General features: G+C 34.9%; 16 protein-coding genes. 10 read left to right on the top strand and 6 right to left on the bottom strand.

The genetic code is table 11. The features are described 5' to 3' along the window. Positions 1 to 22: 22 nt before the first annotated feature. The 3 genes from OO013_RS01505 to fmt all read right to left on the bottom strand — a co-directional run bounded on the left by OO013_RS01505 (position 23) and on the right by fmt (position 5,724). The gene (locus tag OO013_RS01505) at positions 23 to 4,216 is read right to left on the bottom strand and encodes a S8 family serine peptidase (protein WP_266054760.1); all 4,194 of its coding nucleotides are present in this window, start codon (positions 4,214 to 4,216) and stop codon (positions 23 to 25) included. A 78-nt stretch (positions 4,217 to 4,294) separates the two neighbouring features. Then, a complete protein-coding gene (locus OO013_RS01500; RefSeq protein WP_266054759.1) occupies positions 4,295 to 4,798 on the bottom strand; it encodes a dihydrofolate reductase in 504 nt (167 codons plus the stop codon). 2 nt (positions 4,799 to 4,800) lie between these two features. After that, a complete protein-coding gene (fmt, locus tag OO013_RS01495) occupies positions 4,801 to 5,724 on the bottom strand; it encodes a methionyl-tRNA formyltransferase (protein ID WP_266055339.1) in 924 nt (307 codons plus the stop codon). A gap of 135 nt (positions 5,725 to 5,859) precedes the next feature. Here fmt and OO013_RS01490 point away from each other — a divergent pair, with 135 nt between their 5' ends. After that, positions 5,860 to 10,902 carry a choice-of-anchor tandem repeat GloVer-containing protein gene (locus OO013_RS01490; RefSeq protein WP_266054758.1) on the top strand — a complete coding sequence of 1,681 codons (5,043 nt, stop codon included), beginning with the start codon at positions 5,860 to 5,862 and terminating at the stop codon, positions 10,900 to 10,902. A 62-nt stretch (positions 10,903 to 10,964) separates the two neighbouring features. Continuing rightward, entirely contained in the window at positions 10,965 to 11,615 is a 651-nt protein-coding gene (locus OO013_RS01485) for a pseudouridine synthase (RefSeq protein ID WP_266054757.1), read from the top strand. Positions 11,616 to 11,617: 2 nt separating this feature from the next. On the opposite strand, the gene OO013_RS01480 is transcribed toward OO013_RS01485, so the two are convergent. Further along, complete coding sequence (locus OO013_RS01480) at positions 11,618 to 12,781, bottom strand: exo-beta-N-acetylmuramidase NamZ family protein (protein ID WP_266054755.1); 1,164 nt, start codon at positions 12,779 to 12,781, stop codon at positions 11,618 to 11,620. A gap of 54 nt (positions 12,782 to 12,835) precedes the next feature. On the opposite strand from OO013_RS01480, the gene OO013_RS01475 reads away from it, so the two are divergent. Continuing rightward, the gene (locus OO013_RS01475; protein ID WP_266054754.1) at positions 12,836 to 14,059 is read left to right on the top strand and encodes an ABC transporter permease; all 1,224 of its coding nucleotides are present in this window, start codon (positions 12,836 to 12,838) and stop codon (positions 14,057 to 14,059) included. Here OO013_RS01475 and OO013_RS01470 read toward each other — a convergent pair. Next, entirely contained in the window at positions 14,043 to 14,795 is a 753-nt protein-coding gene (locus OO013_RS01470) for a polyprenol monophosphomannose synthase (protein WP_266054753.1), read from the bottom strand. The genes OO013_RS01475 and OO013_RS01470 overlap by 17 nt on opposite strands. Positions 14,796 to 14,900: 105 nt before the next feature. Here OO013_RS01470 and OO013_RS01465 point away from each other — a divergent pair, with 105 nt between their 5' ends. Then, positions 14,901 to 15,413, top strand: a complete 513-nt coding sequence (locus OO013_RS01465) for a D-glycero-alpha-D-manno-heptose-1,7-bisphosphate 7-phosphatase (protein WP_266054752.1) — start codon at positions 14,901 to 14,903, stop codon at positions 15,411 to 15,413. Positions 15,414 to 15,736: 323 nt separating this feature from the next. Beyond that, the gene (locus OO013_RS01460) at positions 15,737 to 16,873 is read left to right on the top strand and encodes a sensor histidine kinase (RefSeq protein WP_266054751.1); all 1,137 of its coding nucleotides are present in this window, start codon (positions 15,737 to 15,739) and stop codon (positions 16,871 to 16,873) included. Here OO013_RS01460 and OO013_RS01455 read toward each other — a convergent pair whose 3' ends face one another. Next, positions 16,874 to 18,268 carry a type III PLP-dependent enzyme domain-containing protein gene (locus OO013_RS01455; RefSeq protein ID WP_266054750.1) on the bottom strand — a complete coding sequence of 465 codons (1,395 nt, stop codon included), beginning with the start codon at positions 18,266 to 18,268 and terminating at the stop codon, positions 16,874 to 16,876. A 285-nt stretch (positions 18,269 to 18,553) separates the two neighbouring features. Here OO013_RS01455 and rocF point away from each other — a divergent pair, with 285 nt between their 5' ends. The 5 genes from rocF to ccoS all read left to right on the top strand — a co-directional run bounded on the left by rocF (position 18,554) and on the right by ccoS (position 24,898). Beyond that, the gene (gene rocF, locus OO013_RS01450) at positions 18,554 to 19,504 is read left to right on the top strand and encodes an arginase (RefSeq protein ID WP_266054749.1); all 951 of its coding nucleotides are present in this window, start codon (positions 18,554 to 18,556) and stop codon (positions 19,502 to 19,504) included. Between the two features lie 22 nt (positions 19,505 to 19,526). Next, a complete protein-coding gene (argS, locus tag OO013_RS01445; RefSeq protein WP_266054748.1) occupies positions 19,527 to 21,311 on the top strand; it encodes an arginine--tRNA ligase in 1,785 nt (594 codons plus the stop codon). A gap of 1 nt (position 21,312) precedes the next feature. Then, positions 21,313 to 22,206, top strand: a complete 894-nt coding sequence (locus OO013_RS01440; RefSeq protein ID WP_266054747.1) for a 1,4-dihydroxy-2-naphthoate polyprenyltransferase — start codon at positions 21,313 to 21,315, stop codon at positions 22,204 to 22,206. A gap of 92 nt (positions 22,207 to 22,298) precedes the next feature. Continuing rightward, on the top strand, positions 22,299 to 24,737 hold the full coding sequence (locus OO013_RS01435; RefSeq protein WP_266054746.1) for a heavy metal translocating P-type ATPase: 2,439 nt from the start codon (positions 22,299 to 22,301) through the stop codon (positions 24,735 to 24,737). Further along, positions 24,734 to 24,898, top strand: coding sequence for a cbb3-type cytochrome oxidase assembly protein CcoS (gene ccoS, locus OO013_RS01430; RefSeq protein WP_266054745.1), 165 nt, complete (start codon positions 24,734 to 24,736; stop codon positions 24,896 to 24,898). Before OO013_RS01435 ends, ccoS begins: the two co-directional genes overlap by 4 nt. Positions 24,899 to 24,960 lie beyond the last annotated feature (62 nt).

The following is a 24,960-nucleotide window of genomic DNA, read 5'->3' as shown; positions in this document are numbered from 1 at the left end:
TCATCTTATAAAAGGAGCACTGCTATTTCTTTATGAATGGTAGTGCTTTTTTATTTTGATTTGAATCGATTAATATCAAATAATAAGTCCCTGCTGCTAGGGAAGATATGTTAATTTGGTTTCCATATCCTTTTGTGAGGATTTTACCACTAGCTTCAACAATTTTCCATTCACTAATTGTTGATTCACTATCGATATTTAATTTATCATAGGCTGGATTAGGATAGACTTTTACTGAACTGGAAATAGTGTCAATTATTCCTAATAAGGGTTCATTAATTACTTCAACAGTAATATCACTATAATGATCGCATCCAGCACTATCTGTGGCGACAAGGGTGAATAAAAACTGCCCTGTATCTCTAAAAGAGTACTCTGTTTGTGATCCTGTAGAAATAGCCTCATTCGGTAGAAACCAACGATAGTTTATGAAATTGTTATTATCACATCGAAGATTGACTGTTTTTTCAATGTTCAGGTTTATTGTCTGGGTATCTGCAATGATTACAGGTTTTTTATCCTGTGATTTTTGTAAAATGACTTTTTTAGGTGTGTTAATACTGAATTCAGTAAAATTGACTATAAAAACAGAATCAATTTCTGAATTGATGTTATGTATATAGCTTCTGCCTTTTTGAATTAAGTTATTCAATTCATTATCAGCGTAAAAAAGATAAACACCTTGATCTTCAGGTATTATTTCTATTTCTTGAGCATCATGACATATTGCGATGGTATCCTTAATTGTCACATCAAGTTCTTTGGGAATCAGGTTTTTTTGTAAAATCCCAGTACAACCTGTTGAGTCAACTACTTTTAGTTCAAAATAATGATTCTCAGAATTTTGAAGTACATATCGAACATCAATGGATTCAGAAAGCAATTCTCCATTAATATTCCAATCATAAGATAGATGGGATTTTTCTTTGGCTTTCAGTATAATTGATAGCCCAGAAAAAGGAGAAGGATCATGGGAAAAATAAAAATCTGCATTTGCCTCTCCTACGTTTATAATGATTTCAACCGGTTCTGAATATATGTTATTTTCTCTTCTGGAAATAAAAATTGAAGTATCCTGGTTAACATTAGCGACAATTAGTTCATTTCCAGATGTAATGAGTTCGTTCATTTCAGGATTTGTGAAGAAATACAGGGTTTCTTCAGTATCAATCTTGATTTGCAGATCTTCATTTTTGCATATATTATAATATGTAGTACCGATGTCTGCTTTATATGGTCTGGTTATAACCTCAAGATTACTGCTAAATTCATTCATGCATCCATAAGGACTTTCTATTACCAGAGAGATAGGATAAATGCCTTTTTGATTATATTTAACTACTTCTTTTTGATTTGAAGAAGTTAATCCGTTTCCAAAATCCCATAAATATGATTTTGCTTTGTCAGGATAGGCTTTAAAAATAGCAGTGCTATCAGAGGATTCGCTTAAGTATAATGGATTTTCAGAAATTGAAAAAGTATCCCGGGGTATATCTATGCCAATAGATGCAGTTTTGATAATTCCCATCCCTATGCTATCATAACTATTATAGTAAATGGTCGTGTCGGTTTGAAGCGCTTCTATTAAAAGAGAGGTTCCTTCTGCAATTTTATTTATACCTGAGGGGTCAGAATAAAAGTTAAAAGATCCAATTCCCGGCGTGATTTCTACATCTTCACCTTTACAAATAGTTTGGTAGTATTCTGTCTGCGGATTTTGTAAGATTTCCTGATAGGCTTGAGTAGCAGCGAGTAAATTATTGTTTAAGTTGTTTAATGAATTTCCGGCAGTTAAAACAAAAACTATTTTCTTAAGTTCTCCTGGGTTTATTTTTGAGATTTTTGTTCCTGTAAATGCAGCAATGTTATTTCCATTCCCATTTAGCCCGGCAGCATTTTTTGCTAAGTTAGTTATATAGTCTGCTTTATCTATTTTGGTGAATGTTGAATTCACATCTGATATATTTCCATTCAGATCAGCTAAATCTATTCCTCGACTTATGAATTGATCTTTGCTGATCAATGAAATGCCAGCAAAAATTTTATTATTGGAATCTACCGCATAGGTTAATTTGTTTTCTTCATTGGTAAATAGCCTGTTGGAAGTATCTTCAATTATGGAATAGTCTGATAACAAGGATAGGTAAAAATCATTAACAGGTTCGGGACCTTCGTTGAATATGTTGTATTCCAGAATGATAAAATCAGCATCTGTATCAATGTTATCTGCAAACAAGTGTTGTTCTATTCTGATATTGTCTGAAGGTTTTTTAAATCTGCTGGTGATTTCATCATAATCAGTTTGAGACCTTTCAATTTTTTTTAAGAATCTGTCAGCAACAAAATCTTTGGAATGGATTGGTTGTTTGAAAGAAAGGAAACTATTATCCGCTGAATCTGAGGAGTGAAAGTAAAAGAGTCCTAAACTTCTTGAAATAATTGAATCATTGTATATTAACCCAATCCCATTTTTAAGAGAGTCAGATGTAAAAGCCAATGAACCGGAAGAACCTACAGTCATTTTGAGATTTTTCCCTTCTATCTCAAAGAAGTCTGGTTCAGTAAAAATATCAAAGGTTTGAGATGCAGTATAGTCATTATCTGAAAAATGCAAAGTGAATCTCAGCTGTTGTTTAGGAGGTGTAGAAGGATCGATGTAAATCTTAAACGGATTATCGCTATTGACTTTCCATTTATTGGTTGAAAGACTGCCGATATTAAAAATGGAGTCAATTATTGTAACATAAGGGCTGTTTGATCTCAGAATAGCTTTAGCGTTAGAAGAAGTGCTTAATAGGTTGGATATGGTGGTCTCAATCATTAATGAATCTCCATAAAAAGCATGTTTACCAGATTTTGAATGATAAATCATTTTAATCATTCTTAAAGATGGAGTGGTATAGTCGAGCAATGCTTTTCCTACATTTAATCGACCATGTCCTAATTTTCCGGTATAAGGTTTATTGGTTTCAATTTGATAAATGTCATCAGCAGTTACTCTTATACGTTCCATCACCTGTAACGCTGTTAAATCAGGGTATCTTGCTCTTATCAAAGCAGCTGTAGCCGAAACCATGGCAGTGGAAAGACTTGTTCCCTGAGAATAATATTTAAAGTCATTATTTCCTGTAACATAAATGGATTTACCTGGTGCCATTATATCAATAAAGGGACTGTATGATGCGAAATCAGCTTTTTCATCTTTATAATTAGTAGAACCAACCGATAATACGTTTGTGTATGAAGCAGGGTAAAAATCATATTCACCGTGGGTATTGCCCGCTGCTGCCACAACTACTACATCGAGTTCTAAAACTATATAATTAATTATATCCTCAACATATTTACTTCTGGCATTTGGAGCGCCCCAACTAAGATTTAATACTTTACATCCATTTTCAGCAGCGAAAACCATTGCTTCATAACCCCGATAGAAAAAGTTGGATTGTGAAGTAAATATTTTATATGGGATGTATTTGGTATTAAACCCTACACCGGCTAATCCTAAATTATTATCTGTTACTGAAAAACCGACACCTGTTACAGACGTTCCATGCGAACTTTTATCTGCTTCGGGTTGATTGTCATCATTTGAAAAATCGTAACCTCTGTAATTGTCGATGAGTCCATCCCCATCATCATCAATTCCATTTATAGGATCGTTATGATTGACTTTAATATTGCCAGCCAAATCAGGGTGATCCATATCAACTCCACTATCTAAAATACCAACATACACATTATTGTCACCTTGTTCATGACTCCAGGCCTGATAAGCATTTATAGTTTGCAGATATGTTAACTTTCCTGAGGATGGATCTGCTTCGGGGTCATCTGGTGTATACAAGGGTTGCATCAGGTAAAAAGGTTCTGCATATGCAATACCGTTCATTTTATTTAATCTTTCAATTAATTTTTCAGGTGATGCATCTTTGTCTATTTTCAGGTATACGAATGATGAAAGGATATTGTCTTTGTTGGTTCGGGCTCGACTATGTGATGCTCTTTCAAATGGTTTGGTATACCCATTTACCTTTTCAATTTTCAGGATGTTATTAATTACTTGAGATTCATTAATCCTGCTATTAATAGCATCCGGAGAGGGGCTGCTTTTTAGCTTGACTACAATAATATCATCCGCGATCAACGGCTCAGCCTTTTGGGCAGTTAAGTTAAACGCGACAATAAAAAATAATATGAATAAGTCTCTTTTCACTAAATAGTCAATTTACTCCAAAATTAAAGATTCCTGAAGAAAACTGGCTGTGAAAAAAACTTGATTTCTCAATTAAACTTACTTATTATTAATGAGGACAGTAAAATGGTAATCATGCGGATTTTTTTCATCTGCAGGTATTTTTATTCGGGATACTTCTTTAAACATATTTTTATCTATTTCCGGAAAAAATGCATCACCATCGAAAGTTTCTTTTATTTCAGTAAGATATATTTTATCTGCATCTCCCAGGAACTGCCTATAGATATGTTCTCCACCAATTATGAAAACTTCCGATTCACCTGTTTTTTCTGCTTCTATAAGAGCCTTTTCAGCAGAATTAACAACTATACATCCGGGTGCTTTATATTCAGTATTTCTGGACATAATAATGTTAGTCCTTCCTGGTAATGGACGAAAATTCTCAGGTAAAGATTCATAATTTTTACGCCCCATAATTATGCACCTTTTCCTTGTAACAGCTTTAAAATAATTCATGTCACCAGGCATGTGCCAAATAAGGTCATTATCTTTACCAATAACGTTGTTTTCGCTTTTGGCAGCTATCATACTTATTCTCATAATCAGAAATTATATCCTCTCAACAATTCTTCAGTGGTCATTCTCTTTTTTCCGGCAGCCTGTAGTTCCTCGATTATTAACTTTTTATCACTACAATTAATTTTCAAATATGTTTTATTATCAGTATCGATAGTTCCCGGATCTCCATCTGAAAAATCTTCTGATTTACTCGTTTTAAAAATTTTAAAATTCTTATCCCTAAGAATTGTCCAGGCCGCAGGATAAGGCGATAATCCTCTTATAAAATTATAAACTTCATCTGCTGGTTTACTCCAATCAATTTCACAGGTTTCCTTAAAGATTTTGGGAGCTTTTTTTATTTGAATGCCAACGGTATTTTGGGGTATTGGCTTTTCGTTTTCAATTTTTATTGCTTCAGCAGTTTTAACCACCAGTTTAGCTCCTTTTTTCATCAATCTTTCATATAAGTCGCCTACACTGTCATCTTCATGAATGGGTTCTTTTTCCTGGTAGAGGATATTTCCGGTATCTATTTCGTGTTGCAAGAAGAAAGTAGTTACTCCCGTTTCCTTTTCCCCATTTATTATTGCCCAATTAATGGGTGCAGCACCTCGGTAATTAGGTAAAAGTGAAGCATGAAGGTTAAAAGTACCATATTCAGGCATTGACCAGACAGATTCTGGTAACATTCTGAAAGCTACTACAATCTGTAGGTTTGCATTATAACTCTTTAATGTTTGCTGAAATTCTTCATCTTTTAAATTTGTTGGTTGAAGAACATCAATATTATACTTTTCAGCACAGACTTTAACTGGTGAAGGAGCCGGTTTCCGCCCTCTTCCTTTTGGTTTGTCTGGTGCGGTGATTACTGCTACTATATTAAATTTATTTTCAACGAGTTCTTCAAGAGATGCAACAGCAAATTCAGGAGTTCCCATGAATATTATCCTAAGGTCTCTCATTATTTGAAATTAGGGTTTTGTTTTGCAATATTAGCGAAGCTAAATTTATACTGGAAATTTTAACATTTTTCTGTTTACCTTTTTCTGCTTAAAGGTATCAATGTATAACCATATATAATCTTTTTAACCTATTTTTTCATGTTTAGGAATTATTTATTTTTCTTTCTTATAACTTTTTGTGTCACTTCTTTTACTTATAGCCAAAACGTAAAGCTCGTTGGATCTACCTCTGCCTCAGGGAGTAAAGGAGGAGGGACTATATTCAGATACAGTAGTAGTGATAAGAAATTGGTATCTATCAAAAACTTTCAATCCACACCAAGAGGAATAGAATTTGGTCTTACTGAAGGAACAGATAATTATTATTACGGTATTACTAAAGAAGGTGGAAATGGTGACAAAGGAATTATTTTCAGAGTTACCAAGGATTGGGCAACTTATGAAGTTCTTCATCATTTTAGTAAAGGAAGTTCTCCTTCAGGTCAGGTTTTATTGAATGAAGCCGGTGACAGGCTTTATGGGGTGACATTGAATGGAGGAGCTAATAATTCCGGGCTAGTCTATTCTATAGATATTGACGGTACTGATTTTACTGTATTACACGAATTTGAAAACATAAATGGAAGTAACCCAAATGGTCAATTACTTCTTTCAAGTGGTGTGTTATATGGAACAGCACGGTCAGGAGGAGCAAATTCTGATGGAGTTATCTATAAAATTAATACTGATGGTACTGGTTATTCTGTCATTCATAATTTCAATGATGCATTAACAGGTTCAAATCCTCGTACGGGTATGATTGAAATCGGAGGGATTTTATATGGAACTGCCTATAGTGGTGGTGCAAATGGATCAGGGACATTGTTCAAAATAAAAACAGATGGAAGCATGATGGCTGTAATTGCTGATATGCCTGCTGATGCCAGCAATCCTTCCACGAAATTGATATTAGGTACTGATAATATTATTTATGGAACCACAGAAAATGGTGGAAATAATGATGCTGGTAGTTTTTTTAAAGTACAGCCAAATGGATCAGGGTTTGAGGTGTTTAAGATTTTTAATGCTTCTAATGGTTCCAACCCTTCCTCGTCATTAATAGAATTAAGTAGTACTGAAATTTTAGGAACAACTTTTACCGGAGGAAATTTCAATGCCGGAGTTTTATACAAGGTAAATAAAGATGGTACCGGGTATACTAAATTGATCGATTTTAATTCGACATCCAGTAGATCAAAACCGAAAGGTAATATCATTAAAACATCTTTGAATACTTTAATTATTCCACTTACTCAACAATCGGAAAATGTTATAGCCAACCCTTATGGCGGATTTGTGCAATCAAATTTTTCAGGAACAATCAGCACAGAGTTTTATTTGCCTGAAACAGGTGGTTTTGACCTTCAGACAAGTATTGTAAAGGCTTCGGATGGCCGGTATTATGGTTCGACTTTCAGAGGAGGCGATTTTGATAAAGGGGTTATTTTCTCAATAAATTCAGATGGGTCAGATTATCAGGAATTAATAACACTCGGTGGTAATGAACTAAGGGAAACTTATACTGATATTTTAGAACATTCCAATGGTAAAATGTATGTTGTTACTTCTGGTAATTCAAATGGAAGGTCTTATTTGATTTCATTTACCCCATCAGGTTTTTCTTCAGTAGAAGCAATCACTTCTATTTATGCAAGCAAAGTTGTTGGGAAATTACTTGAAGATCGCGATGGAAATATAGTTGGAATGAATTATTCTGGTGGATCGAATGATTTAGGTACATTCTGGTCATTCAACCCGTCAACATCACAGTATCAAAAATTGTGGGAATTTGATGGTCCCACAGGTCAATATCCGGTAGGTGGAGTTATTCAATCTTCAGTAACCGGTGATTATTATGCCGTTACTTCAGGAGGTGGATCTAATGGGTATGGAACAATAATAAGATTTCCTTATCCGCTTAGTACTTCGTCGATGCCTTTCGTAATTCACGATTTTTCTGCTTCAGAGGGTAGTAAACCATCTGGACTTACAATAGATAATGAGGTTTTATATGGGGTATGTGAAACGGGTGCGAATCTTGACCAAGGATCAATATTTAAATTTGATTTAGGAAGCTCTACTTTTTCAGTATTAAAAAAATTCAATGGAACAGATGGTAAAAAACCAACAGGCCGATTAGCAGTAGCACAAAGCGGTTCTATATTTGGAACTACTACTGAAGGTGGAGCAAATGATCTCGGTGTAATATTTAAGATTGAAACTGATGGTACAGGATTTAATGTAGAATCAGACCTGAATCAATCCTCAGGAGGAATGCCTGTGAATATCCAATTATTGGAAGATGACTTTGATGGTTCTCCGATACAGGAAAAAGAACTTGTTTTCACTCTTAAAGAAGATGAAAATATTACGGTCTCTTTATATGATTATTTCTTTGATGAAGATCCGGATGCATCATTGGTATATTCGAGAGTTGGAGGTTTTGATACCAACTTATTTGACAATGTAGCGGTACTTAATGGTGAGCTTACAATTGATACCAGGCCGGATCAATTTGGTACTTCTGTTGTTGAAATACAGGTTGAAGACACCAAGGGGCAATCAAATATTTTTCAATTTACCATAAATGTAGAGCCGGTAGCAGATACACCATTATTTTCAAATAGTGAAACTACTTATGGACAAATGTCTTCTGCAGGACTGGTAGCCGAAAGAGCTTATGACGATGGAGAAGAAGTAAAATATTTTAAAATTAATACGATCAATGGGGGAACACTTTTTCTTAATGACGGAGTTACTCCAGTGACTCCAGGTGATTTTATCAGTGTAACAGAAGCCAATAAAGGGTTTAAATTCGAACCTTTTGCAGCAGGGACAGGAAGCGTAAGCATTTTTGCTTCCCTATCGGACAATGATTCCGGTATAGGAGGAAATGAGGTTACAGCATCAATAAATATTCTTAAAGCTGACGTTACTATTACTGCTAAAAATATTACCAGGGAGTACGGAGACGAAAACCCTTCTATATCAAGAGCAAATAGTTATGAAATAGCAGGTTTAGTTAATGGTGATAATGCAAATGTTATTGATGCATATCCAAACATTAATTACGGAGCAACAAAATTTTCAAATGTCGGGACTTATCCGATAACACTTTCCGGAGGTAGTGATGATAATTATAACATCATTGGTAACGATGGAATATTAACAATCATCAAGGCTGGTCTAATAGTCAGAGCTGACGACAAATCAAAAATATATGGTGAATTAAATCCTGTTTTTACTTATTCTTTTGAAGGGTTTAAATTATCTGACACAGAAACTGAGTTAGGCGGTTCAGGTTCGTTACTTACCACTGCAGGGCAATATAGTGATGTGGGAGTTTATCCAATTAAAGTTAGTGGTTTTTCATCTCAGAATTATGAACTTATCTATCAGGATGGAAATTTAACTGTTACTAAAAGGGAGCTAACAGTTCAGATAAGTAACGCTGAAAAAACATATGGTGATCCTAATCCGGATTTTAACTTGGGTTTTGCTGGTTTCGCAGGTTCAGATTCTAAATCAGATATTGATAATTTACCTATTGCGAGTACCACAGCTGTTCAGTCATCTGATGCTGGTGTTTATCCAGTCAGTTTATCCGGAGGAAGTGATAATAATTATTCATTTGTACTCGGTGGTGATGCTCAGTTGGTTATTAACAAGGCAATGCTGACAGTTACAATTCAAGATGCTTCTAAAGAATATGGTGAACCTAATCCTGTTTTTAGTGCAGTATATTCCGGGTTCGTGCTGAATCAAAATTCATCAGTTATCGATACTGAAGTAACAACATCTTCTGCAGCAACTGAGTCATCTGACGTAGGTTCATATGAAATAACAGGAGCAAATGCTAGTGATAATAATTATGAATTTACTTATGTTTCAGGAGAGTTGACAATAACTAAGGCACCTCTAACAGCATCTGTTCAGGATGAAAGTCGTGAATATGGAGATGTCAATCCAAACTGGACAATTACTTATAATGGATTCAAAAATGCGGATGACTCAAACGTTATTGATCAGTCACCTGAAGTTTCTCTGGAACAGCCAGGGGCTGAAGGTTATATACCTGGTACATACAGAATCTTGATCCAGGGGGGAGCTGATAATAATTATTATTTTGATCAATATATCACGGGATATCTGACAATTACAAAAGCTCCTCTTTCCGTTACTGCTCCAACAGTTTCTAAAGTATATGGAGAATCAGTTCCATCATTAGCACTTATTTACGATGGATTCAAAAATAATGATAGTCCCTCTGATCTGGATCTTCAACCATCGTTAAGTTCAAGTATAACAACTAATTCTGATGCAGGTGTTTACGAAGTTAGGGTGGTTCCCGGTAATGATCGCAGATATGATATGGTTTACACGAATGGTGGAGTAACAGTTGAAAAAGCTGAGCTTACATTTAAGGCTGATAACAAGTCCAGAGGATATAATCAACCTAATCCAACATTTACCTATCAAATAAGTGGATTCGTGTTGGGCCAAAATCAATCTGTAATAGATCAGATGCCTCAAATTGGAACAGAAGCAACTCAAACATCTGACGCGGGGACCTATCCGATTACATTTACCGGTGGAGTAGACAACAATTACAGCTTTAATTTCATAAATGGCACCTTAACCATTACTGGAATATCAGCAACTATTCAATTTGCAGATCTTAATCAAGATTATGATGGGACACCTAAAACAGTAAGAGTATTTACGAATCCGTCTGGTATTTCATATGATCTTAAATACACCTATAATGGAGAAGTAATTGAAGAAGCTATTTATCCGGGAACATATACAGTTTCAGTTACCATTACAGAACCAAATTATGATGGGTTTGCTACTGCACAGCTTACTATTAATGATGTATTGAGTGTGGGTGATGACTTAGAAACTGAAAGTTTTAAAGCCTGGCCAAATCCAACTAACGGAACCATAACTATCAATATCCCTAAAACGGAATGGAATTCAGTAAGAATCTATGGAATTGATGGAAGGGAAAGTAAGCTGGGTGCTGTGTCTATCTATGAGGATAGAGTTGAGTTAAACCTTGAATCTCACAATGTAGGAACCTATTTAATTCGATTTGTTGGAAATGAACAATCACACGAATTTAAAGTCGTGAAGTACTGATAAGAACATTAATAATAACTAGAAAGGCCGTCATTATGTCGGCCTTTTTTTAGTTTTACATTATGAAGAAAAATACTCATCGAGGATACAGGAAGAAATTTAAAAAGCCAAAACCAGAGAAATTATATTATTTCCTGGCATGGAAACCTTTTGGAATGTTGAGCCAATTCAGCCCTGAAGGTAAGAGAGAAACCTTGGCCGACCTTGGTAAATTACCATCAGATGATATTTATTCTATCGGCCGGTTAGATGGGGATAGTGAAGGGCTTTTGATTTTGACTAATGACGGTCAGTTTAAAGCCGAATTACAAAGCCCTGCCAAGGAGCACTGGAAAGAGTATTGGGTGCAGGTGGAAGGAGATATATCTGAAGAAGATCTTTCCAAATTAGCTGAAGGAGTGGAGATCAGTATTAAGGGAAAAAAATATAAAACGTTACCAGGTCAAGCCTCATTTCTCAGTGAAGAAGAGATATCATGGATTCCGGACCGTTATCCACCCGTACGGCAACATCATAAAACTCCGTGGATAAAATTGAAGATTCAGGAAGGTAAAAACAGACAAGTAAGGAGAATGACTGCTGCAATTGGATATCCCACACTAAGATTATTGCGCTATAGAATTGAAGATGTCACAATAGAAAACATGAGTCCTGGTCAATTAAAAGAAGTAAATAAAGAATGGATATATGACCTCACAAATGTGAAAATTTAATTCTAGTAAAGAAGATATCTTTTTCTTAATTCTTTATAATTCTTCAGATCCTCCCTCCAGGAATCTTTAATTTCTTCAGCACTCTTGCCTTCTTTTATTTGCTTTAATAATTTATCGGTTCCGGAAAGTTTAATAAAAAAGCCTTCACTGGTAAAGAAATTATTAATCTCAGGATATTTATTGTAGGCTTCAATGATTAAATCCATCCTAATCTCCTGAGGTAAAGGCTTGTTTTCAAGATTATAACCATAACAAGTTTTGTTTTCGTGCTTAGGATATTTAGACATACCCTCGATTGAAACAGGTGTAAATTTATACGGACCAAATCCTTCTATTGGCGCTCCATAAATTTGGAATGGTTCATAGGTACCCCTTCCCACGCTTATATTGGTAGGTTCGAAAAGGCATAATGTCGGATACCAGGCAATAGAAGTTTTGTTGGGTAGATTTGGACTAGGCTTAACAGGTAACTCGTAAGGCATGGAATGAGTATATCCACTCATCGGAATAATCTGTAAAGCACATTGATCCTTATTTTCCAGCCATCCTTCTCCATTAATCATTCGAGCAAGTTCAGCAACAGTTAAACCATGAACGATAGGGATTGGATGCATGCCAACAAAGGAAGAATATTTAGGTTCAAGGACGGGCCCATCTATATAATGTCCATTGGGATTAGGTCTGTCTAGAATCATCAATGGAATATTAGCTTCAGCACAAGCTTCCATTACATAATGCATTGTACTGATATAGGTGTAAAACCTAACCCCTACATCTTGAATGTCGAAAATTACAACATCAAGTCCTTCAAGCATTTCCTGTGATGGTTTTTTATTTTTTCCATAAAGGGAATAAACTGGTAAACCTGATTTCTGATCTATACCGTCTTTAATAACTTCTCCAGCGTCAGCGGTACCCCTCAACCCGTGTTCAGGAGCAAATATTTTGCTTACGTTTATATCAGCAGATAAAAGTGTGTCAATAAGATGAACCTCATTAACTAAAGATGAAGCGTTTACTACAAGACCCACTTTTTTATCTTTTAACAGATGAAAGTATTGTGAAGTCCTTTCTGCTCCAGTAGCAAATTTTTCCTGTGATTGAAGGTTACAGGCTAAAAGCAAAAAAAGAATTGTATTAAAAATAATATTCCTTAATAAATACATTAGTTTTGAATTCTGTATTTCAAATTATTCAAATCAAAGCAATAAATTGCAAATATGCCCTTTAATGTTGCCTATTTTATAGCACAAAAGACGAGCCAAACTGAAAAAAGCACTTTTTCGTCTACAGCCACTAAGGTTGCTTCTATAAGTGTTGCTATAGGTATTGGTATTTTGGTGATCTCCTTTGCCATTCTTGGAGGTTTTCAGAAAACCATAAAAAACAAAGCTTACAGCCTCAGCGGACATATAGTCGTATCTCGCTTTAGTCTCAATAGCTCAGTTGAATTGCCCCCGATACCTGGATCTAATGAATTTATTGAAAACTACAAATCCTATGATGGAATAGAACATTTGCAAAGATTTGCCCTCAAAGGAGGTATTTTGAAAACTGAGGAGGAAGTTCAGGGAATAGTTTTAAAAGGTGTTGATGAAAATTATGACTGGGATCGGTTTAAGGTAAATATGATCGCTGGTGAAGCTCCGGATTTTTCTGGTGAGGATGACAGTAAAGAAGTAGTGATGTCAAAAAAACTGATGGACTTACTGAAATTGTCGCTTAATGATACAGTCATGGTGTTTTTTGTTCAGGACCCTGTCCGTTTCAGAAATTTGATCGTCAAAGGTGTATATGAAACCGGACTGGAGGACTTCGATGATAAAGTCGTCTTGGGTGACCTGGCTTTGGTGCAAAATCTTAATAACTGGACCGCAGGGCAAATCGGAGGTTATGAAATATTTGTTGAAGATCTTGAGAATATTGATCAGATACAAGCTACAATTAATGATAATACACCAGCGGGCCAATATGCTGATAAGACAAGTGATAAATACAGGCAAATCTTTGATTGGATGGGATTGATAGACATGAATGTTTTGATCCTGTTGGTGATAACCCTTTTTGTGGCTGGGGTAAATATGATTGCACCTTCATTACTGTTAATGATGGAACGAACTCAAATGATCGGGATGCTAAAAGCACTTGGAGCCAGACAATCCTTAATTATCAGGATCTTTACTATACGATTGTTGAAGATAGTACTGAAAGGGCTGTTTTTTGGGAATATATTTGCGCTTGCTTTCTGCTATATCCAGTACAAATTTAAGTTGATTCCCCTTGATCCGGTAAACTATTATATGAGTTATGTGCCAATAGAATGGAATTGGAAGGCTTTTATTTTAGTAAATTTATTAACCTTCGTATTAATTGGTATTATAATCTTATTACCGGCTTATATTATTAGTCGAGTCAAACCAGTTAAAGCTATTCGCTTTGACTAACATGTTTTGGGGGGTATTTTCTGAATAGACTATTGACTTTCATGCTGATCACCCCAAAAATTGCCTCTTTAAAAATATTTACAGACATTTTAGATTGACCTTTAGCCCGGTCAGTAAAAATTATTGGAATCTCTTTAATTTTGAAACCATAATTCCAGGCTTTAAATTTCATTTCAATCTGAAAGGCATATCCAATGAATCTAATTTTGTCTAATTCTATACGTTGAAGAACCTTTCTTGAATAGCATTTAAATCCTGCTGTGGCATCATAAATCGGCATTCCTGTGATGAATTGAACGTACTTTGAAGCAAAGTATGACATTAACACTCTGCCCATAGGCCAGTTAACAACATTTACTCCGGTTAAATATCTTGAACCAATTGCAAGATCAGCCCCGTCATCATTGCAGGCATGATATAATTTTACCAGATCTTTTGGGTTATGAGAAAAATCTGCATCCATTTCGAAAACAAAATCATAATCATTTTCGAGAGCATATTTGAAACCAGTTATATAGGCTGTGCCTAATCCTAGTTTACCTTTTCTTTCTATAAGGTGCAGCCTGTCTTTAAATTCTTTTTGTAATTCTTTGACTATTTCACCTGTTCCATCAGGTGATCCGTCATCAACAATTAGCAAGTGAAAAGCTACAGGCAAGGAGAATACCTCCCACACCATCTCCTCGATGTTTTCTTTTTCGTTATAGGTTGGTATAATTACAAGGGCTTTACTCATAATCTTATTTAAGAGTAACAAATATATGATCTTTCTGGGCAGATAAACAGACAATGTTAACGCAAATTTTCATAAATCTTGTTAATTAGCGGTATGCAACTTAACATGGATAGATACAAAAATAAAGCCATTTTTCTTGATCGTGATGGTGTAATTAACAGAGAACGAGGAGAATACACGTTTAAAATTTCTGATTTTGAGATCTTGCCAGGTGTTGTTGAAGGATTAAAAAAATTAAAGCGAGAAGGATTTAAATTATTAATAATTACAAATCAAGCCGGGATATCACGAGGTCTTTATTCAAGAAAAGATATGCAGGAATGCCATGATTATTTGCATCAACAAACTGATGAAATTATAGATGCCATTTACTATTGCCCATGGCATCCTTCTGTAAGTAAATCACTTTCAAGAAAACCTGCTTCTTTGATGTTTGAAAGAGCAATCAATAAATTTAATATTGATCCTGAGATTTCATTTATGATTGGCGATAAAGACCGGGACCTTCTTCCTGCAAGAGAATTAAATATAACAACAATAGGTACTGGCAATAAATTCGAATATGCCGATCATGTTGTAAAAACATTCAATGAGTTTGTTAAATACGTATTATCCTAATTAAAAGGGTTTTAGTTTAATTTTTTCTATTTCTTTTTGTATAATTGTTGGATACAGATACAACAAGAGCTGATTTTTTCATCGCTAATTATAAATTAATGGGCCCTGAGAAAAAAATATTTTTAAGGGTTTTAACACTTAGCATCTTTGCTACGATTTTATTGTTATTAAATAATCTTTTTATTGCAAAAGATGCAAGGCTGGTTATATTCGAAATTTTAGCTTTTATTTTTATAGTATCACTATATTTTATTTCAAGGAAAATCTCTGATATAAGCCTAGTAAGCAAAATATTTGGAATTGCTGTTCTGCTTATTTTAAATGTGACCTGGTTTCAATCCGGAGGGTTTAGAAGTTCAATCCCCTATCTATTTATATTAATAGTATTGTTCTTATTAGTAGTATTTAATAATACATGGAGAAGGTGGGTGGTTCCTGCAATAATTATAAATATCCTGGCTTTATTTTTTCTGGAATATAAGTACCCTGAAAAAGTAAATAGCTTTGATTACCCTGAAGTTTTATTTAGTCATGGCCTTATTCTAGTTATCGTGATTTCCTTAGCGGGATATATGTTGTCGCGGTACAAGAAATATTATCTGAAAGTCCAGTACAGGCATGAAAAAGCAATTAGTCTTTTGAAAGAGAAAAACCAAAAAATTGAAGAACAGCATTCTTTGATAACAGAACAAAATAAACAGCTTCAAAATTACAATAAAGGTCTGCAGGATAATGTATTTAAATATAATCTGGAGCTTGAGAAGAAAAATAAGGAACTTCAGAATAAAAATGAGAACCTGGAGAAGTTTGCTTCTATAATTGCTCACGATTTAAAACTTCCTATTTCTCAAATTTCAGGTTTACTACAGATCATTCCTGCAGATTTTACGGATGATTTTAGAGTAGAGGAAATTATTTATAGAATAAGAGCTTCTGCCAGTCAACTTAAGGAAATAACTGATGACCTTTCAAGGGTTGTTGATGTTCAATTAACTAAGGAAATCGATTCTGTAAATATTTCTGATATTTTGATTTCAGTATTAAAAAACCTGGAAAAATATGCTTGTGAAAATGGAACAAAAATATATTCTGAAGTCGAAAATGATATCATAGCAAGAGGGAACCCTGATTTTTATTCTAATATTTTTAATAATATTATTCATAATGCTATCAAATTTTCTTCAAAAGAAGATAAACCAGAAGTTAAAGTCTGTTTGAATTCAAAAAGTGATATAGCATATTTTAATGTTATCGATAACGGGATAGGGTATTCAGGCTATAAGAATGAGGTTGGAATAGGAATGTATAGTGCAGGAGGGGAGCCGCTTAGCGGAAAAGGTTATGGATTATATTTAGTTAAATCCCAATTGGATAAAATTGGCGGTCATATAAATATAAATGGAAAAGAAATTAAAGGAACGGAAGTTAAAATTTCCATTCCTTTAAATGATATTGATTAGTTATTTGTTGTAGCCCAGTATATCAAGCATACCTTCATGCTTTTGTTCTTCACTAAATAAATAAGAAGTGATTTCTCCATTTTCATCTCTGTCAATTACCACATGTTTAGGGGCAGGAATCAGGCAATGCTGAATACCTCCGTACCCGCCTAAGGTTTCCTGGTAAGCGCCTGTATGGAAAAAGCCAATGTAGAGAGGTTCATCACTTTCGATTTTAGGAAGAAAAACTTCAGAACTGTGCATCTCTGAGTTGTAGTAATCCATACTATCACAGGTCAGACCACCGAGATTTACTTTGTGAAAATTATCATTCCATTTATTTACCGATAATAAGATCCATTTTTGATTTAATCCCCAGCTATCAGGCAGGTTGGTAATAAATGAAGAATCGATCATATACCAGAGTTCCTTATCATTTTGAAGTTTTTGATCAAGAATGTTATAGATGAAAGCTCCTGCTTCTCCAACGGTATAACTTCCGAATTCTGTAAATATATTCGGCACCGGAACATGATTTTTATTGCAGATCCATTTTATATTTTCAATAATTTGATCAACAATAGCTTCATAGTCAAATTCAAATCCCAGAGATGTTTTTATAGGGAAGCCGCCTCCAATATCTATAGTGTCTAATTCCGGACAAATCTTTTTTAGTTCACAATATTTGTAAATAAATCTACTCAATTCACTCCAGTAATAGGCAGTATCCCTTATTCCTGTATTAATAAAGAAATGAAGCATTTTCAGCTTACCCTTAGACTTATTTTTTATTTTATCTTTATAGAAATCAACGATCTCATTATAACGAATACCTAATCTGGAGGTATAGAATTCAAATTTTGGTTCTTCATCAGCTGCGACCCTTAAACCCAATTTATATTCCCCTTTCACATTTTCTTCATAATAATCCAGTTCGCGCATATTATCAAGAACGGGGATGCAATTGTGAAAACCATCATTTAATAAATTGGTGATATACTCAGTATAAGTCGGACGTTTAAAACCATTGCAAACGATATAGTGATCTTTGGTTATTTTCCCATCTCTGAATAATGACTCTACAATCTTTATATCAAAAGCAGAAGAGGTTTCAATATGGACTTTGTTTTTTAAGGCCTCATCGATCACAAACTTAAAGTGAGATGACTTTGTACAATAACAATAGGTATAATCACCATCGTAATTATGTTTTTTCATGGCCTTATGAAACCATTCCCTGGCTGCATTTATATTTTGACCTATTTTCGGTAGATAAGTCAGTCTCAAGGGTGTTCCATATTGTTTAATGATTTCCATTAACGGAATATCATTAAATAAAAGTTCGTTATTGCTGACTTTAAACTCTTCCTGTGGGAAATAAAAAGTCTGTTCAATAAGATCAAAATAACTTTTCATTCAATATTTATTAATTAAGGCATTTAATTAACCGCAATAATCAGATTTTTTCGCCGAATTTATGCTATTTAATAAGACGAAAAATAGATCATTACTAAAAGAACTTATTTAATGTAAGATTACATAAATAAAATGTAATCCTATAAAAATAGGAAATAATGACTCCCTACAAAAATCTTTGGATTAACTAAAGTGAATTTGAACTGGTTTTATAATCCAATACTTTTATTTTTGCGCATCCAGTTTTGTATTTTTGAACATTGAAAAATCTTAAGATTAGCCCAGATGAATAAAGTAAAACTTATAGAGGTACGCTCAGAAATAGCTGCAGGTACCAGGGGAGCCAGCCTTGGAATTGAAGCTTTAAAAGTTGCCAGCCTGGACAAGGATTCCCAATATTTTGGCACATTTGATTCGGTCAATGTTGATGATCAGAATAATTTACTTTTTTTAAAGAATAATTATCCTCACGCAAAGCATATTGATGGTGTTCATACTATGGTTCGAAGAGTTTGTTCTACTGTTAATGATGTAATGAATGAAAAAAGATTTCCGATTGTACTGGCAGGTGATCATTCTACTGCTGCCGGCACTATCTGTGGTATCAAAAAGAACAGACCAAACCAAAGATTAGGTGTAATATGGATTGATGCACATGCAGACCTTCATTCGCCTTACACTACACCTTCGGGAAATATGCATGGTATGCCTTTAGCTATGGTTACTGGCCTGGATAATAAAGAAATGCAGATCAATGACATCACAGAAGGAACTCGTGAGATATGGGAAGAAATAAAAAACGTCGGAGTAAAGGGACCAAAAATTGATCCAAGTGATATTGTATTTATTTCAGTAAGAGATACCGAAGAACCGGAAAAACATCTAATGGAAAAGTATGGCATTAAAAACTTTACACCAGAAGAAATAAGTAGAAAAGGAATAGAGCAGGTGGCTAAAGAAGCAACTGAAAGGCTTAGTCACTGCGAAAATATATATGTTTCTTTTGATGTTGACAGTATTGATTCACGCATATCAAAGGGTACTGGTACACCAGTTCCCGGTGGATTGTCAGTTGAAGAAGCAAAACTTCTTAATGAAGAAATAATCAAGGATAAAAAAGTTTGTTGCTGGGAGATAGTTGAAGTAAATCCAACCCTTGATACTGAAAATTTAATGGCAGAAAATGCCTTCGATATTCTTGAGAATACGACAAAATCACTTATAGAAAATTTCTGATTAATAGTTATACGCGAAGAAGATGAATTTAGAAGAAACGATCATTAGTAATATTAAAGATGCTTTCAAAAAAGTATTTGATCATGAATTAACAGAAGATATTTCCCTTCAACCGACAAGGAAAGAGTTTGAAGGTACATATACTTTTGTTGTTTTTCCTTTCCTTCGCGTAACCAGGAAGAGCCCGGAAGAATCCGGGGCTGCAATCGGAGATTATCTTAAGGAAAATTGTGATGTAGTAAAAGATTTTAATACTGTTAAAGGTTTTTTAAATCTTATACTTACCGATAACGCATTCATCGATAATATCAATGACATTATCTCGAATGAAAACTTTGGTACTTTACCTCAGAAAGACGAAAGATTTTGTATCGAATACTCTTCTCCAAATACAAATAAACCGCTTCATCTTGGCCATTTGAGAAATAACTTTCTGGGATATTCTACGGCAAATATTCTTAAAGCCAATGGATATTCTGTGGATAAAGTTCAGATAATTAATGACCGGGGAATTCATATTTGTAAATCTATGGTCGCTTATCTGAAGTTTGGTGAAGGAGAAACTCCTCAATCAGCTGGTATTAAAGGCGATCACCTTGTAGGTAATTATTATGTAGCCTTTGATAAAGCATATAAGCAGGAAATTGCTGCATTGGTAGCTGATGGAATGGATGAGGAAGAAGCTAAGAAGAAGGCGCCAATTCTTCTCGAAGCCCAGGAAATGCTTAAACAGTGGGAAGCCGGAGATAAGGAAACTGTTGATCTTTGGAAAAAGATGAATGGTTGGGTTTATGAAGGATTCGAACAGACCTATGACCGAATGGGAGTAGATTTCGATAAATATTATTATGAGTCTGAAACTTATCTTTTGGGTAAGGACCTGGTTAATGAAGGGCTTGAAAAAGGTGTTTTCTACAAAAAGGATGATGGATCGGTTTGGGCTGATCTGAATGAAGAAAAATTAGATGAAAAACTTCTATTAAGAAGTGATGGTACAGCGGTTTATATGACGCAGGATTTAGGTACTGCTGATCAGCGATATAAGGACTTGAATTTTGATAAGTCTATCTACGTAGTTGGAAACGAGCAGGATTATCATTTTACTGTTCTTTTTACTTTGTTAAAGAAACTGGGTAAGCCTTTTGCAGATGGTTTATATCACCTTTCTTATGGAATGGTTGATTTGCCTACCGGAAAAATGAAGTCACGGGAAGGTACAGTAGTTGATGCCGATGACCTGATGAGTGAAATGGTTGATACTGCCCGGGAACACACCGAAGAATTAGGTAAGATCGATGGGTTTGATGACGAACAGGCTAAAGAACTTTATGATACCCTGGGATTAGGTGCTTTAAAGTATTTTCTTCTTAAAGTCGATCCTAAGAAAAGAATGCTTTTTGACCCGAAAGAATCAATTGAATTTCAAGGACACACAGGACCATTTATTCAGTATACCCATGCTCGAATCTCAGCTATTTTAAGAAAGGCTGATCAGCTTGGAATTGAATATCAAAAAAACATTTCGGGATCACTTGAAATATCAGATACTGAGAAAGATCTTATTTACCTGATCTCTGAATATCATAACAAGCTTAAACTTGCGGCGGAAGAATTAAGTCCTGCTGTAATAGCAAATTATGCTTATGACCTGGCTAAGGAATATAACAGGTTTTATGCAGAGCTTTCTATTCTTGGAGAAGATGATAAGGATCTTCGTACTTTCAGAGTCGCGTTAAGTGCTCAGATAGCCAGAGTAATAAACTTATCTATGGGATTATTAGGTATTACGGTACCGGAAAGAATGTAATATGAAGGCATGGATTGAAGCTTTCAGATTAAGAACATTGCCTCTCGCTTTAGCGTGCGTGGGAATGGGAGCAGTACTTGCAAAGGCTGATGGCTTTTGGAGTACAACTATTTTTATTCTTACTATCCTGACCACCATACTTTTGCAGGTACTTTCTAATCTGGCAAATGATTATGGAGATAGCATTCACGGGGCAGACTCGGCAGACAGGCTGGGACCAGCTAGAGCTGTTCAATCAGGAGCTATTTCCAAATCGCAGATGAAATGGGCAGTAATAGCTTGTGCTGCCTTAGCTTTTATTAGTGGTGTAGGACTTCTCATAGCTTCATTCGGAGATAACCTTAAATTACTATTTATATTTCTTGGTCTTGGGTTAGCTGCATTGTTTGCTGCAATTAATTATACCGCAGGAAATAATCCTTATGGTTATAAAGGTTTCGGAGACCTTTTTGTCATGATCTTTTTTGGCTATGTAGGTGTTGGTGGGACCTATTTTTTATTTTCTGAAACAATTAGGCCAGATATTCTTCTACCTGCTACAAGTTGTGGTCTGCTCGCCACAGGAGTATTGAATGTTAATAATATCAGAGATATAGAATCAGACAGGAAAGCAGGGAAGTACAGTATACCGGTTAGAATTGGAAGAAGTAACAGTTTGATCTACCATGCTTTTCTTCTATTCGGAGCGATAGTTTGTGCTGCTGTTTTTACTTTCTATAATTATTCATCACCATGGCAATGGTTGTTTTTACTGGTTATCCCTCTTTTAGCTAAAAATTTATATGGAGTAATTAACATTACAGATCCAAAACACCTCGATCCTTATCTCAAACAATTAGCAGCCTCAACACTTGTTTTCGTTATACTTTTTGGTATCGGATTGATATACCCTTGACTTATATCACTGGCTACAATGATATTTGATAGCTGAGTAATTAAGCTGTAAACATATTTTTACTGGATAGTATTAGTCTGGTAATAAAGTATATGCAGCAGAATTCCAATCAAGAGGTATTAGAGGGAATTTCGATATCTAAGAAATGTCGTCATTGTAATGATGCTCTTCCGGATCATCAGGATGATATTATATTTTTTGAGAATGAAACATTTTGCTGTACAGGATGTAAAACAGCTTTTGAAATTCTCTCTGCCAATGGTCTTCAAGATTATTATAAAATTGACATTGAGCCTGGACTTAAAGTTTCAGAGGATAATGAAATCTACGACTTTTTGGAGAATGAGGAAATTCAATCATCTCTTTTAAAATATTCATCTGAGGATTTTAATAAAGTAGTATTCCAGGTTCCTGCTATTCATTGTAGTTCTTGTCTTTGGTTACTCGAAAACCTTTACAGACTTCATGATGGTGTCATACGTTCTGTTGTTGACTTTGGTAAAAAGAAAGTAACAATTGACTACAATCCTGAATTACTTTCCTTAAAAGAATTAGCCGTACTTCTCAAGAAGATCGGTTATTCCCCTCATATTTCCCTGGAAGATGAGCAAGCTGAACAAATCGATAATGAATCGAGAAGTTTGATGATCAGGATAGGAGTTGCCGGTTTTGCATTCGGCAATATTATGCTTATGAGCTTTCCTGAATACTTAGGTCTGGATGATGATCTGGGTGAATTTGCTCCATATTTTGGCTTAGTGAATTTTTTACTGGCAATCCCTGTATTTTTTTATTGCAGTACAGTGTATTTTAAATCGGCATGGAGTGGATTGAAACAAAAATATTTAAATATCGATGTTCCTGTTTCCATTGGTATAATCACCTTGTTTTTTTATAGTTCTTATGAGGTTTTTTCTGGTACCGGACCAGGTTATTTCGATTCATTGGCCGGACTGCTGTTTTTTCTGCTTACAGGCAGATGGTTTCAAAACAGGACTTACAGAAACCTATCATTCGACCGAAGTTTTACATCATACTTTCCCCTGGCTGTACATAGAATAAAAGATGACCTGACCAGGGAAGTAATTCCTGTACGAAATCTTACTATAGGAGATGTTATACAAATCAGGAATACTGAAGTTATCCCTGTTGATTGTATTGTTAAGGATGATTCGGCTTTGATTGATTATAGTTTCGTTACCGGGGAGTCGCGTCCTGTTAAAAAAGGAAAGGGTGAACTAATATTTGCCGGAGGAAAGCTGATCGGAAAATCAGCATCTTTCGAAGTGAAAAAGGTATTGTCTCAAAGTTATCTTACCTCACTATGGAATAATGAGATCTTCAATAAATCAGATGAATTTGTTGCTGATAAAATTTTAAACAGAGTTGCGAAATATTTCACATGGGTGATTTTATTTCTTGCCTTTTCTTTTGCCATAGGATGGTATTTTATTGACCCGGGAAAAACTGTAAGCGTATTTACGGCAATTTTAATAGTAGCATGTCCTTGTGCACTTTCTTTAACCATACCTTATACATTTGGTAGCGCACAAAGTGTATTAGGTAATATCGGATTTTACTTACGTAACTCTGACCTCATAGAAAAGCTTTTAAAGATCGACCACATCATTTTTGATAAAACCGGGACTCTTACTACAAAGGATAATTCTAAAGTTAATTTCATCGGGTACAAGCCCTTGTTAAGAAGCCAAAAAGCAAATATTGCAACATTGTGTAGTCAATCGGTGCATCCTCTCAGTGTAGCAATTTCAGAATATTTGTTAGAATCGAATACAAAGCTTGATGCTATAATCGATGATTTTACAGAGGTTTCAGGGAAAGGAATATCCGGAAAAGTAGATAACGAAATTTATAAACTGGGATCAAAAGAATTTATTAATACTGAAGTAGCCATTCCCTCTTCATCGGTGTGTCTTTCCATCAATAATGAATTTATTGGATATTTTGAGATAAAACCTGAATACCGGGAAGGGATTGATGATCTGTTTGATCAGCTTTCCCAAATGAAATACGACTTATCCGTTTTAAGTGGAGATAACGATAATGAGAAATCCAATTTAGCAGATCTTTCAGGAAATAAAGCTGAGTTGCATTTCAACAAAAAACCTGATCAAAAACTTGAGAATGTAATTGACCTAAAGAAAGGAGGGGAAAAGGTTTTAATGGTAGGAGATGGACTTAATGATGCAGGAGCATTAAAGGCTGCTAATTTCGGCCTTGCTGTTACTGATCAAACCACTTCATTTACTCCGGCCAGTGACGCGATAGTCATTGGGAATAATCTCTCAAAACTACCTCAAATATTAAAATTCGCTAAAAATTCCGGTAAAGTATTATGGGTAGGTATAACCATTTCTCTTTTATATAACCTGGTTGGATTATCCTTTGCAGCAGCCGGTATGCTGACTCCGGTATTTGCTGCAATTCTCATGCCCCTGAGTTCAATCACTATTGTGGCTTTTTCCACTTTGGTAATAAAATTTATTGGTAAAAAAATCTTTTCAAAATGAAAATAATAATAATCCTCATAGCCACTAGCCTGGTAGTTGCCCTTACTTTTTTGGTCTTGTTTATCAGGGCAGTAAAGGCAGGGCAGTTTGATGATACCGATGCTCCGGCTCGGAGAATGTTGTTCGATAACAAGTCTGAAAATCAGTCAGATTCCACTTAGCATGATTTATATCACCAGTTGAAATGAATCCTGTCAGCGGGGAAAAATGCGCTGAAAGATAC

This window comes from Mangrovivirga halotolerans (assembly GCF_026241165.1).
Classification (GTDB): Bacteria; Bacteroidota; Bacteroidia; order Cytophagales; family Cyclobacteriaceae; genus Mangrovivirga; species Mangrovivirga halotolerans.
This window is presented reverse-complemented; position numbering and strand designations above follow the sequence as displayed.

Excerpts from the sequence above, each read along its gene's own strand:
- argS (WP_266054748.1), top strand. The coding sequence starts at position 19,527 with ATGAATTTAGAAGAAACGATCATTAGTAATATTAAAGATGCTTTCAAA.
- OO013_RS01470 (WP_266054753.1), bottom strand. The coding sequence starts at position 14,795 with ATGAGTAAAGCCCTTGTAATTATACCAACCTATAACGAAAAAGAAAAC.
- OO013_RS01485 (WP_266054757.1), top strand. The coding sequence starts at position 10,965 with ATGAAGAAAAATACTCATCGAGGATACAGGAAGAAATTTAAAAAGCCA.
- OO013_RS01475 (WP_266054754.1), top strand. The coding sequence starts at position 12,836 with ATGCCCTTTAATGTTGCCTATTTTATAGCACAAAAGACGAGCCAAACT.
- OO013_RS01490 (WP_266054758.1), top strand. The coding sequence starts at position 5,860 with ATGTTTAGGAATTATTTATTTTTCTTTCTTATAACTTTTTGTGTCACT.
- OO013_RS01500 (WP_266054759.1), bottom strand. The coding sequence starts at position 4,798 with ATGAGAATAAGTATGATAGCTGCCAAAAGCGAAAACAACGTTATTGGT.
- OO013_RS01455 (WP_266054750.1), bottom strand. The coding sequence starts at position 18,268 with ATGAAAAGTTATTTTGATCTTATTGAACAGACTTTTTATTTCCCACAG.
- rocF (WP_266054749.1), top strand. The coding sequence starts at position 18,554 with ATGAATAAAGTAAAACTTATAGAGGTACGCTCAGAAATAGCTGCAGGT.
- OO013_RS01435 (WP_266054746.1), top strand. The coding sequence starts at position 22,299 with ATGCAGCAGAATTCCAATCAAGAGGTATTAGAGGGAATTTCGATATCT.
- OO013_RS01440 (WP_266054747.1), top strand. The coding sequence starts at position 21,313 with ATGAAGGCATGGATTGAAGCTTTCAGATTAAGAACATTGCCTCTCGCT.
- OO013_RS01480 (WP_266054755.1), bottom strand. The coding sequence starts at position 12,781 with ATGTATTTATTAAGGAATATTATTTTTAATACAATTCTTTTTTTGCTT.
- ccoS (WP_266054745.1), top strand. The coding sequence starts at position 24,734 with ATGAAAATAATAATAATCCTCATAGCCACTAGCCTGGTAGTTGCCCTT.
- OO013_RS01465 (WP_266054752.1), top strand. The coding sequence starts at position 14,901 with ATGGATAGATACAAAAATAAAGCCATTTTTCTTGATCGTGATGGTGTA.